Source organism: Rhodopseudomonas sp., assembly GCF_036404135.1.
In the GTDB taxonomy this organism is placed as follows: Bacteria; Pseudomonadota; Alphaproteobacteria; order Rhizobiales; family Xanthobacteraceae; genus Rhodopseudomonas_A.
In genome coordinates this window covers 1-11,601 of sequence record NZ_DASWPE010000196.1, presented here as the reverse complement: position 1 = coordinate 11,601, position 11,601 = coordinate 1, and the positions used below count along the sequence as shown (strand labels likewise).

The following is an 11,601-nucleotide window of genomic DNA, read 5'->3' as shown; positions in this document are numbered from 1 at the left end:
ATCCACTTCGCTCGAAAACGCTATAGTTTCACCCTCGGCGCGACGGCCTTCCGGCGTTCACTGGATCTTGCGGCGGAACATCCAGGCCGCGGCGGAAATCGTCACCACGGCGATCGCCGCCATCGGCCACAGCCGCTCGGCGACCAGCCCGAACGCCATGTCGCGCAGAAACACGCCGCGGATCACCACCAGAATATGCGTCAGCGGATTGATCTGCGCGATCGGCTGCAGCCAGTCCGGCATGTTCTGCACCGGCGAGCTGAAGCCCGACAGCATCATGATCGGCATCATCGTCACCATGATGCCCATCATCGCCTGCTGCTGGTTCGACACCAGCGAGGAGATGAACAGCGCGATGCCGATGATCGACACCAGAAAGATCGCGAGCCCGGTGAACAGCACCAGCGCCGATCCGGTCAGGCTGATGCCGAAGCCGAAGATCACGATCAAAGTGATGATGCTGCATTGCGCGAAACCGACGATCAGCCCGGGCACCGCCTTGCCGACCACGATCTCCAGGGGCTGCAGCGGCGATACCAGGAGTTGTTCGAAGGTGCCGAGTTCGCGCTCGCGCGCCACCGACATGCCGACGATCATCAGCACCATGGTCATCGGCAGCGTGGCGATCAGCACCGGCACCATGGATTCGCGATAGCCGCGATTGGGGTTGTACCAGCTGCGGTCGACGATCTCGCTTTCCGGCGGCAGCGCCGCGCCGCCGGCGCGATAGGCGGCGCTATATTGCGCGACGATGGTGTTGAGATAATTGTTCAAGAGTTGCGCGCTGTTGGATTTGCGGCCGTCGAGCAGCAATTGCACGCTCGGCACCTCGTTGCCGGCGAGCTTGCGGGAAAAATCCTGACCGATCTGGATCACCACCATGACGTCCTGGCGGTCGATCGCGGCGCGGGCCTCGGCCTCGCTGCCGTAGCGCCGCACTTCGGAGAACGCCGAGGCGCGCTCGAACCGGCTGACCAGTTGTTCGGATTGCGCGCCCCAGTCCTGGTTCAAGACGCCGACCGGGACGTTGCTGACTTCCAAAGTGGCGGCGAAGGCGAACAGGAAGAACTGCACCAGCGGCGGCATCACCAGCGCCATCCGCGCCTTCGGGTCGCGGAACGCCGCCAGCATTTCCTTGACGATCAGCGCCAGCAGCCTTGTCCAGATCATCGCGCCCTCAATCCAGCCGCTGTCGGGTGTTGCGCGCGGTCAGCGCGAACAGCACCGTGCTCATGAAGACGAGGATCAAAGTGCAGGGCACCAGCACCGAGGCGATGTTGCCGGCGAGGAAGATGGTCTGCAGCCCCTGCACATAGTATTTCGCCGGCACGATCACCGAGAACGCGCGCAGCGGCGCCGGCATGCTGGCGATCTCGAACAGGAAGCCGGAGAAGTACAACCCGGGCAAGAATGCCACCAGCATCGCCATTTGGCTCGCGACAAATTGCGTCTTCGCCACCGTGGAGATCAGCAAGCCGATGCTGAGCGCGACGCTCATGAACACCGCGGTGAAGCCGACCAGGACCAGCAGCGAGCCGCGCAGCGGAATGTCGAACACGAACAGCGCCGCCAGCACGCAGACCGCCATCGCGCACAGCCCGAGCATGAAATTCGGCACCAGCTTGCCGATCAAGAATTCCAGCGTGCCGATCGGGGTCGCCAGCAGCGCCTCGATGGTGCCGCGCTCCCATTCCCGCGACACCACCAGCGCGGTGAGCAGCGCGCCGATCATCATCATGATCAGCGACATCGAGCCCGGCACCAACAGCCGGCGGCTCTCCAGCTCCGGGTTGAACCAGAACCGCGCCTGGACGTCGATCTGGCCCGGCATTGACATGGTCTTGGCAAAGCCGCGCTGGTTCTGCCAGCTTTGCCAGGCGCCCTGCACATAGCCGGTGACGAGGCCCGCAGTGTTGGGGTCGCTGCCGTCGGTGATCACCTGGACGCCGGCGGTGTCGCCGCGGCCCAGCCGCTCGGCGAAATCGCCGGACAGCACGATCACGCCGCTGATCTTGCCGGCGGCGAGGTCGTCGATGAAGGCGAGCCGGCTCTGCGCCTGGCGGACGTCGAAATAGCGGGTATTCGACAGCGACATCGCGAACTCCGCGCTTTCCGGGGTCGGCTCCTCGATCACCAGGCCGACCTTGACGCGGGTGGCGTCGAAGGTGATGCCGAAGCCGAACAGAAACAGCAGCAGCGCCGGCAGCACGAAGGCGACCACGATGCTGGAGGGATCGCGCACCACCTGCAGCGTCTCCTTGACGATCAGCGCGCGGATCCGGCGCCAGCGCCCGGATTTCAGCGAGGCGGCGCTCATGCCGCGGCCTGTTGCGCGCGGTCGTGCTGCTCGACCAACGCGATGAAGGCGTCCTCCAGCGTCGGCTCCGGGATCGCCGCGGATTTCACCGAGCGCTGCAACGCTTCGGGAGTGTCGACCGCGATGCATTTGCCGCGATAGATCAAAGCGACGCGGTCGCAATATTCGGCTTCGTCCATGAAATGCGTGGTCACCATGATGGTGACGCCTCGCCCGACCATGGCGTTGATGAAGCCCCAGAACTCGCGCCTGGTCAGCGGATCGACGCCGGAGGTCGGCTCGTCGAGAAACAGCACCGGCGGCTCGTGCATGATGGCGCAGGACAGCGCCAGGCGCTGCTTGAAGCCGAGCGGCAGCGCGCCAGCGTTGTCGTTCAACAGCGGCTTCAGATCGAACGCCTCGACGACGCGGCCGACCGCCTCGCGGCGCCGCGCGCCGGACAACCCATAAGCGCCGGCGAAGAAATCCAGGTTCTGTGCAACGCTGAGATCGCCATAGAGCGAGAACTTTTGCGCCATGTAGCCGAGCCGGGCGCGCGCCGCCGACGGCGCCTTGTAGAGATCGAGCCCGTCGACCAGCGCCGAGCCTTCGGTGGGGCGCAAGAGCCCGCACATCATCTTGAAGGTGGTGGATTTGCCGGCGCCGTTGGGGCCAAGCAACCCAAAGATTTCGCCGCGCGCGATCTCAAAGGAGATGTGGTCCGCGGCGGTGAAATTGCCGAACCGCCGGGTCAACGCCTTGGCCTCGACCGGGGCCCGGCCGGCTTCATCGCTGCGTTGCCTTGTAGCCTGCGCCAGCGTGCGCTTCGGTTGGCCGCCGAGCATCGCCACGAAGGCGTCCTCGAAGCGTGGCGGCACCGGCGCGATGCTGACCGAGGCGGGGGCGCCGATGCTTTGCGCGGTCGGCGCCGCGGCGCCTTCGGCGATCACCACGCGGATCGCCTCGCCCTGCATCACGCCGTCGATCACGTCGCTGGACGTCAGCGTGTGCGCCAGCAGCGCGCGGCGCTCGGCGCCCGCGCCGTGCAGCTTGAACACCCGGCCGGCCATCCTGGCGGTCATGTCCTTGGGGTCGCCCTGAAACAGCACGCGGCCCTGATTGAGCACGATCACTTCGGCGCAGTTCTCGGCCTCGTCGAGATAGGCGGTGCTCCACACCACGCCGACGCCCTGGTCGATCAGCGTGTAGACCATCTTCCACAGATCGCGCCGCGAGATCGGGTCGACGCCGACGCTGGGCTCGTCGAGCAATAGCAGCTTCGGCGATTTCAGCATCGCACAGGCCAGTCCCAGCTTCTGCTTCATGCCGCCGGACAGCGCACCGGCGAGCCGGTCGGTGAAACGCGCCAGATCGGTGAAGGCCAAGAGCCGTTCGAAGGTCGCCGTGCGTTCGTCGCCGACCACGCCGCGCAGATCGGCGTAGAGCGTGAGATTCTCCATCACCGAGAGGTCTTCGTAGAGCCCGAAGCGCTGCGGCATGTAGCCGATCTCGTCGTGGATCGCCGCGCCTTCGGTCCGGGTGTCGCGACCCTGCACTTCGATGCGGCCTTCGCTCGGCTGCAGCAGGGCCGCGATCAGCCGCATCAGCGTCGTCTTGCCGGCGCCGTCCGGGCCGACCAGCCCGGTGACCTGGCCGGCCTTGATCGTGGTGGTCAGTGCCTGGATCGCCGGCGCTGCGTTCGGCGCAAAGGATTTCGCCAGGCCCTCGGTGGAGACCAGCGCGTCCATGACTATTTCGCCTCGGCGGAGGGGACGCCGCGGGGTGGCGTCGCCGCGGCCGCGGGATGCGCGACGATCGTCATCGGCATGCCCTGGCGCAGCACGTTGTCGGGATCGTCGGTGATGACGCGGATCCGGTACACCAGCGCGGTGCGCAGCTCGCGGGTCTCCACGGTCTTCGGGGTGAATTCCGCGGTGGTGGAGATGAAGCCGACGGTGCCCTTCAGCGGCTTGATCTGCGCGGTGTCGGAGCGCAGCTCGACCGCCATGCCGGGCTTGATGCGGCCGAGGTCCTGTTCGGAGACGTAGCTGCGCACCCATACTGGCGTGGTCAGGCAGAGCACGAACACCGTCTCGCCGGCGTTGACGATGGCGCCGAGTTCGCGCACCCGGCTCAACACCACGCCCGAGGTCGGCGCCAGCAGGTCGGCGTCGATCCGCTGCCGCTCGGCGATCCGGATCGCGGCCTCCTTGTCGGCGAGCTGGGCGCGGGCGAGATCGATATCCTCCTGGCGGAAGCCGGCCTTCATCAGCCGCAGCGCTTCGTTGGCGGAGGCGAGCTGCGCTTCGGTCTGGCGTTTCAGTGCCGCGGCGTCGTCATAGGTCTTCTGGGTGCCGGCGGCGGATTTCAGCAATTGGGTGGCGCGATCCAGACTGACCTTGGCGTTGGCGTTGGCGGCGTCGCGCTCGCTGACCAAAGCTTCCGCCTGGGCGATTTCCTGCGGCCGGTTGCCGGCGATCATCTTCGCCAAATTGGCGGCGGACTGATCGCGCTGCGCCCGCATCTGGCGCAGATTGTCTTCGAAATACACCGCGTCGAGCGAGGCCAGCTTGTCGCCGCTGTCGACCCGGGCGCCTTCGTCGACATTGAGCGCGGCGATCCGGCCGGAGACCTTGAAGCCGAGATTGACCTGGCGGACCTCGACATTGCCCTGCAGGGTCAACACGTCGTCGTCGCCGCGGTGGCTGGTCCACCACCACACCGCAGCGGCGGCGAGCAGCGCCACCCCGGCGATCGGCAGAATGATCTTGAGGCGGGGATTCATGGCTTTGCCCTCCCGTCATGCGGGACGCCGAGCAGCAGATCGCGATGCGCCGCCAGCATCGCTTCGACGTCGAGCGGCTCCTGCTGGCTGAACACGCTGGTCCAGATGATGCCGATCAGCATCGGCGCAAACAGCAATTGCGGAAACCGCAGCAGCGCATCGGACGGCAATTCGCCGTTGGCCTGCGCCCGCTGCGCCGCCTTGCGGATCAGGGAAAGGCCGCGGGAAATCACCTCGCGATGATAGAATTCGGCGATCCGCGGAAACCGGCTGCCCTCGGAGATCACCAGCCGGACGATCTCGCGGCGCCTGGTCAACAGGATCTCGCGGCGAAACAGCTCGGAGAGTTGCGCCAGCAATTGCGCGAACGACAGGTCGTTGCGCTCCACCACGCTGTCGAGATTGCTCAAGGTGGGGCCGATCGCCGCCAGCACGGTCTTCTCGAACAGATCTTCCTTGTCCTTGAAGAACAGATAGATCGTGCCCTTGGCGACGCCGGCGGCCTCCGCCACGGCGTCGAGCCTTGTGGCGGCAAAGCCCTCATTGGTGAACTGCACAAAGGCGGCGTCGAGAATCGCCTGGCGCCGCCGCTCCTGTTCGCGGACCCGCTTGCCGGCGACGCGCTTCGGGGTCTCGAGGGTCGACAAGGCCGCTTCTCCTTGCGGAAGAACCAGCCTGGAACATAACATGACTGACTGATTAGTCAATTATTAGAAAGTCGGACCCAGCGTGCGGGCGCGCGGGGAGATTCTCTAACTTTATAAATTTCCTTGGTTAAACCTGACTCTCCGAAGGCCGCAAAGAATTTTATTGACTAATCAGTCAGTCAAAAATATTTGGATCCGGAAGCAGCAACGCGCGGAGGATCGATGACCAGAACGATCAAGCGATGCGACGCGGGAGCCGTGATGGCGCTCTGGCAGGGCCGCGGCGAGCCGAGGGCGGCGCCCTGCATCGCGTCCACCGACCCGGCCGCGCTGCGCCTAAGCAGTGCCGCGGTCGGGGTCGGCGCGCGGGTGCGGATGAGCGCGCTCGGACGGCAGCGGCATCCGCGCTATGGCGCGCGGCAGGGCGTGATCGTCGGGCGGGGCGGGCCGAGCAGCTGGCGCGTCAAATTCGACGACGCCAAGACGGTGCAGTCGATTCACCAGGCCTATCTGGAGGTGGTCGCCTAAGTTCGCCGTCCAGGAGGTGGCGACCGCGGTCGCGCGCAGCTAACCGCCGCGGCGGCCGCGCCGGTGGTTGAAATCATCCGGGTTTCGGATTGAGATAGCTTGGGCAGTCTCATCGCCGGGTGCGGCCACATGTCGTTTCACAAGGACAACGCCGCCTATGAGGCCTGGCTGCGCAGCAAATGCGACGTGGTCGCCCGCGACGTCGCCGAGAAGCATGCGCGGATGAAGGACAGCGCCTTTCTGTTCTTGCGCGCGAGCTATTTCCGCTGGGCCAAAACCATTCCGAAACTGCTGCCCGACCTGATGGACGCGCCGCACGTACTATCGGTCGGCGATCTGCATCTGGAAAATTTCGGCACCTGGCGCGACGCCGAGGGCCGGCTGGTGTGGGGCGTCAATGATTTCGACGAGGCCGCGGTGATGCCCTATCCGCTGGATCTGGTGCGGCTCGTGGTCAGCATCCGGCTGGCGCCGCGGGGGCCGCTCAGCAAGCAGGCCGCGGCCGACGCCGTGCTCAAGGGCTATCGCGCCGGCCTTGCCAATCCTCGCCCGGCGCTGCTCGACCAGAGCGATATCTGGATGCTGCGCTACGCGCTCGACGCCGATCGGAAGTCGAAAAAATTCTGGCGCGAGATCGGCAAATTGCCGAACGCCAAGCCGCCGAAGAAAGTGATCCGCGCGCTGACCAAGAGCCTGCCGCAGGACGCCCATCATATTCAATTCCGCCGCCGCGCCGCCGGCGGCGGCAGCCTGGGGCGGCCGCGCTATGTCGCGCTGGCGCAATGGCGCGGCGGCCGGATCTTGCGCGAGGCCAAGGCGCTGGTGCCCTCGGCCTGGGTCTGGGCCCATGGCCGCAAGGCGGCGAGTTCGCATTTCCTGCAGCTGGCGACCGCAAAATATCGCGCGCCCGATCCGTTCCTCGACACCCGCGCGCATTTCATCATCCGGCGGCTGGCGCCGGATTCCCGCAAGATCGAACTCGGCAAGAAGGCGGGCTCCGCGGTGAACGCCAATCTGATGTGGACGATGGGCTACGATGTCGGCGCGATCCATGCCGCGGGTGCAGCCGGCGCCGCGGCGCTGCTCGCCGATCTGAGAAAACGCCCGCGCGGTTGGCTCAACGCCGCGGCCAAGAGAGCGACCGCCGCAGTGGTGCGCGATTATGAGGAATGGGTCGGCTCGCGCAACTGACAAGCGGACGGATTTGGCCGAACTGATCAGGTCCGCGATACGATCGGGCCACTGACTTGCCGCGTCGCCCGCGACCTCAGAGCGACAGATCCAGCATGCGCCCTTCAAACACCCGGTCGCGCGAGCCCTCGAGGTGGCGGCGCATCAACTCGCGCGCGCGTTCGGAATCGCGGGCGCGGATCACTTCGAAGATGCTGCGGTGCTCATCGAACACGTGCTCCAGACGATCCTTGGTCCCGGTCACCGAATTGCCGTGGAATTTCATGCCGACATAGATGTGGTCCTTCAGCGCCGACATCGAAGAGACGTAGTAGTGATTGTTGGTGGCCTGCGCGATCGCCAGGTGAAAGGCGAAATCGGCGTCCTCGCGATGCAGCCGGGCGACCGTGGCGTCGCGCAACAGATCGAGCGCGGTGGCGATTTCGTCGAGCGCCGCGGCATTCCAACGCAACGCCGCCCAATAGGCATGGTCGGGTTCGATAGTCAGGCGGAAATCGTAACAGCGCTGGATGTCGGCGATGGTTTCGACGGGGGCAAAGCCGACCGCGGGCTGGCTGACGCCAAAATCCGGGCGCGCCACCACGAAGCTGCCGGCGCCGCGCCGCGAATAGATCAGCCGCTCCTCCCTAAGCAACCGCAGCGCTTCGCGCACGATCGGGCGGGATACCAGATAGGTCGCGGCCAGCTCGTGCTCGCCCGGAAGCTTCTGTTCCGGTCGCAACTGTCCCGCCGTGATCTGCGCGCGGAGCGCCTGAAAGACGTTCTGCGCCAACGGGCTACGCCCTGCCGGCGGCAGCTCCGGCGGCGCGTGGTCGGCGTGATGGGCCATGTCGTTCAATTGCCTGGTCGCTCCCTTTCGTCCAGTCTACGGAAAACCTGTAAAGTTGTAAAACTCTTAGCAAGTTCTCCACTGATTTGCCACGCAGAATTACATATTTTACAAATAATTGACATGTTGCAGCCGTTCGATTATCGACCTGCGCCATAATCAGGGCGGCTCGAATCCGCCCGTCGCAGGCGGACGCAGCATGAGTGTCAGGGACATCTTCGGAGCAAAAGCGACGCGTTCGACGCGGCTTTGTCTGATCGCCGATGATCTCACCGGCGCGCTCGACACCGCCGCGCAATTCGTATCCGTGGCAACTCCGATCAACGTGGGCTGGGGCGCGGCTGCTTTGGACGGGAGTGTCGCGTTCGACACCGGCGCGCGCGAAAAGACCGGCGCCGAAGCCGGCGACCTTGTCGCGGCGCGGTTGGCGCAGGTCCCGTTCGATCCCCCGGCGCTCTATTACGCCAAGCTCGACACCCTGCTGCGCGGCCATCCAGCCGAGGAGATCGCCGCCTGGCTGCGGCCCGGCGCATTCGTTCGCTGCATCGTCGCCCCGGCATTCCCGCATCACGGCCGGATAACCCGCGATGGACGGCAATATCGGCGGCACGGCGAGACCTGGACCGCGGTCGCCGCCGATCTCGCCGAAGATCTCGAACGGCTGGGGTTGCGCGTTGCGCCCCGGCGCCCCGGTGCGCCGGCGCCGGACGGCATCAGCCTGTGGGATGCCGAGACCGATGCCGATCTCGACGCGATCGTCGCCGCGGCCCGCGCCACCGCGACGCCGACCTTGTGGTGCGGCAGCAGCGGGCTCGCCGCCGCCTTGGCGCGCAGTCTTGGCGCGGCGCCGCGGCGCGCGGCGCCCGAGCTTGCGCGGCCGCTGCTCGGCCTGTTCGGCAGCGATCAGGCCGTCACCGCGCAACAGGTGGACGCCTGCGGCCCGCTCGCGCTGTCCGCCCGCGATGGCGGCGCGGCGACCACCGAGGAGATCGCCGGGCGTCTGGCGCGGGACGGCGTGGCGCTGCTGCGCGTGGCACTTCCCGACGGCACCCGCCGTCAGCGGGCCGCCGAGATGATCGCGCAGGAATTCGGCCGGCTGCTGCGCGCGCTCACGCCACCGGCGACGCTGCTGGTTGCGGGCGGCGAAACCTTGCGCGCGATCTGCGCGGCGCTCGACGCCGCGCATCTCGAACTCGTCGGCCAGACCGAGCCCGGCGTACCGCGTTCGATCATCCGCGGCGGCCGCTTCGACGGCGTCCAGGTCGTCTCGAAATCCGGCGCGTTCGGCGACCGCGATCTGTTGCGCCGCCTGCTGGCGCTCGACCCGCAGCCCACCACAGGAGTTTCCGCATGACGCCGCAACTGGCGATTACCATGGGCGATCCGGCCGGCGTCGGCCCGGAGATCATCGTCAAGGCCTGCAAGCAACTCGAAGGCCGGATCGGCAGCGGCGAATTGCGGCTGGTGGTGATCGGGTCCAACGCCACGCTCGAGGCGGCACGCGCCGCGCTCGGCGCCGACGTCGCCATTCCGGCGGTCGAGCCGGGCGCCGAGCACTGGCCCGCGCTGGCCTGTCTGCAGGCCACCCCGGAAGGCGCGCCGATCGCGCCCGGCGTGCTGTCGGTCGACGGCGGCCGGTTCGCTTATGAGGCGGTCGCGCGCGCGGTCGAGCTGGCGCAGGCTGGCCGCATCCATGGCATCGTCACCGCGCCGCTGAACAAGGAAGCGCTCAACAAGGCCGGCCATCATTTCGCCGGTCACACCGACATGCTCGCCCATCTCACCGGCGCACGCGGCTCGGTGATGATGCTGGCCCACGACAATATGCGGGTCAGCCACGTCACTACGCATGTGGCGCTGGCCGACGTTCCGAACAAGCTGACCCCGGAGCGTCTGCGCTACGTGATCGAACTGACCGACGAGGCGTTGCGCGGTCTTGGGCTGTCGCGGCGGCGCATCGCCATCGCCGCGCTCAACCCGCATGCCGGCGAAGGCGGGCTGTTCGGCCGGGAAGATATCGACGTCAGCGCTCCGACCATCGCGCGTTGCGTCATCGACGGCTTCGACGTCGTCGGCCCGGTGCCCGGCGACACCGTGTTCGTCAAGCTGCGCGCCGGTCAGTATGACGCGGTGGTCGCGATGTATCACGATCAGGGCCACATTCCGGTCAAGCTGCTTGGCTTCAACGTCGACCCGGTGACCGGGACCTGGAACGCGCTGTCCGGCGTCAACATCACGCTCGGCCTGCCGATCATCCGCACCTCGGTAGATCACGGCACGGCGTTCGATATCGCGGGCCAGGGCATCGCCAACGAGCGCAGCATGATCGAGGCGATCGAATATGCCGAGCGCCTTGCCGGTAATGTGTGAGCGAGTTTCCGGAATTGCAGCCGCCAGGATAGGTAAGCTTCTCCAGCTAGCCAGGTCGATGACGTCAAGCCGCTAACCGGCGCTGACTTTTTCCAATAGCGCCAGCAGGCCGCGCAGGATGGCGATCGGCGGCGGCGGACAGCCGGGGATATGGAGATCGACCGGCACGACGGCCGACACACCGCCGACAACGGCATAGCTGCCGGCAAAGCAGCCGCCGTCCAGCGCGCAATCGCCCGCGGCAATGACCCATTTCGGATCGGGGGTGGCGTTATAGGTGCGCTCCAGCGCCATCCGCATGTTCTTCGTCACCGGGCCGGTCACCAGCAACACGTCGGCGTGGCGCGGCGAGGCGACGAAGCGCAGGCCGAACCGCTCCAGATCGTAATAGGCGTTGCCGAGCGCCTGGATTTCCAGTTCGCAGCCATTGCAGGAGCCGGCATCGACCTCGCGGATCGAGAGCGAGCGGCCGAGCCGGCGCCGCGTGACGCGCGCCAGCGACGCGCCGAGTTCGGCGAGTGCCTTGTCGTCGGCGGAAGGGGCTGCTTCCGTCAGCGGCATCTGGACGAGACTCTGGAACAATAGCTTGCGCATGTTAGAGGTCGTGACCTGAATAGGAGCAGTTGAAGGATTTGTTGCAAAGGGGAAAGTCGGCGACGATATTGCCTTCGATCGCGGCTTCCAGCAGCGGCCACTGGAACCAGGACGGATCGCGCAAATGGCAGCGTGCGACGGTCCCGTCCGGATTGAGGCTGAGCCAGACCAGGATGTCGCCGCGGAAACCTTCGACCAGCGCCATGCCCTCGCAGGCTTTGCCGGCGGCGGGCAGATCGGCCCGTATCGAACCTTCCGGCATCCGGTCCAGCAATTGGGTGACGAGCGCGAGACTCTGTTCGATCTCGCGGATCCTGATCCATACCCGCGCATTGACGTCGCCGGCGTCGAGCAGGGGCAC

At 66.5% G+C, this 11,601-nt stretch carries 11 protein-coding genes and 1 pseudogene; 4 read left to right on the top strand and 8 right to left on the bottom strand.

Annotated features, from left to right (window positions below; translation table 11 throughout):
• Positions 1 to 57 precede the first annotated feature (57 nt).
• Genes VGC77_RS21400 through VGC77_RS21380 form a run of 5 tightly spaced genes read right to left on the bottom strand, consistent with a single transcriptional unit; the run spans position 58 to position 5,728 of the window.
• Positions 58 to 1,170 carry an ABC transporter permease gene (locus VGC77_RS21400; protein ID WP_331173572.1) on the bottom strand — a complete coding sequence of 371 codons (1,113 nt, stop codon included), beginning with the start codon at positions 1,168 to 1,170 and terminating at the stop codon, positions 58 to 60.
• 7 nt (positions 1,171 to 1,177) lie between these two features.
• Positions 1,178 to 2,317 (bottom strand): ABC transporter permease, encoded by a 1,140-nt coding sequence (locus VGC77_RS21395; protein WP_331173571.1) that lies wholly within the window; start codon positions 2,315 to 2,317, stop codon positions 1,178 to 1,180.
• Positions 2,314 to 4,044, bottom strand: a complete 1,731-nt coding sequence (locus VGC77_RS21390) for an ATP-binding cassette domain-containing protein (protein WP_331173570.1) — start codon at positions 4,042 to 4,044, stop codon at positions 2,314 to 2,316. Before VGC77_RS21390 ends, VGC77_RS21395 begins: the two co-directional genes overlap by 4 nt.
• 2 nt (positions 4,045 to 4,046) lie before the next feature.
• Positions 4,047 to 5,081: an HlyD family efflux transporter periplasmic adaptor subunit gene (locus tag VGC77_RS21385; protein ID WP_331173569.1), complete on the bottom strand. Its 1,035-nt coding sequence runs from the start codon at positions 5,079 to 5,081 to the stop codon at positions 4,047 to 4,049.
• Complete coding sequence (locus tag VGC77_RS21380) at positions 5,078 to 5,728, bottom strand: TetR/AcrR family transcriptional regulator (protein WP_331173568.1); 651 nt, start codon at positions 5,726 to 5,728, stop codon at positions 5,078 to 5,080. The genes VGC77_RS21385 and VGC77_RS21380 overlap by 4 nt, the downstream gene beginning before the upstream one ends.
• 222 nt (positions 5,729 to 5,950) lie before the next feature.
• On the opposite strand from VGC77_RS21380, the gene VGC77_RS21375 reads away from it, so the two are divergent.
• Both VGC77_RS21375 and VGC77_RS21370 read left to right on the top strand, forming a co-directional pair.
• On the top strand, positions 5,951 to 6,256 hold the full coding sequence (locus VGC77_RS21375) for a hypothetical protein (RefSeq protein ID WP_331173567.1): 306 nt from the start codon (positions 5,951 to 5,953) through the stop codon (positions 6,254 to 6,256).
• Positions 6,257 to 6,385: 129 nt separating this feature from the next.
• Positions 6,386 to 7,447, top strand: a complete 1,062-nt coding sequence (locus VGC77_RS21370) for a DUF2252 family protein (protein ID WP_331173566.1) — start codon at positions 6,386 to 6,388, stop codon at positions 7,445 to 7,447.
• 76 nt (positions 7,448 to 7,523) lie between these two features.
• Here VGC77_RS21370 and VGC77_RS21365 read toward each other — a convergent pair whose 3' ends face one another.
• A complete protein-coding gene (locus VGC77_RS21365) occupies positions 7,524 to 8,276 on the bottom strand; it encodes a FadR/GntR family transcriptional regulator (protein ID WP_331173591.1) in 753 nt (250 codons plus the stop codon).
• 199 nt (positions 8,277 to 8,475) lie between these two features.
• Between VGC77_RS21365 and VGC77_RS21360 the strand changes: the two genes are divergently transcribed.
• Both VGC77_RS21360 and pdxA read left to right on the top strand, forming a co-directional pair.
• Positions 8,476 to 9,630: a four-carbon acid sugar kinase family protein gene (locus VGC77_RS21360; RefSeq protein WP_331173565.1), complete on the top strand. Its 1,155-nt coding sequence runs from the start codon at positions 8,476 to 8,478 to the stop codon at positions 9,628 to 9,630.
• Entirely contained in the window at positions 9,627 to 10,646 is a 1,020-nt protein-coding gene (gene pdxA, locus VGC77_RS21355; RefSeq protein WP_331173564.1) for a 4-hydroxythreonine-4-phosphate dehydrogenase PdxA, read from the top strand. The genes VGC77_RS21360 and pdxA overlap by 4 nt, the downstream gene beginning before the upstream one ends.
• A 72-nt stretch (positions 10,647 to 10,718) precedes the next feature.
• Here the strand turns inward: pdxA and VGC77_RS21350 are convergent, their stop codons facing one another.
• Entirely contained in the window at positions 10,719 to 11,240 is a 522-nt protein-coding gene (locus tag VGC77_RS21350; protein ID WP_331173563.1) for an NADH-quinone oxidoreductase subunit NuoB, read from the bottom strand.
• A 1-nt stretch (position 11,241) separates the two neighbouring features.
• Positions 11,242 to 11,601 (bottom strand): annotated as a pseudogene (locus tag VGC77_RS21345) (hydrogenase expression protein HypE); the annotation flags it as partial.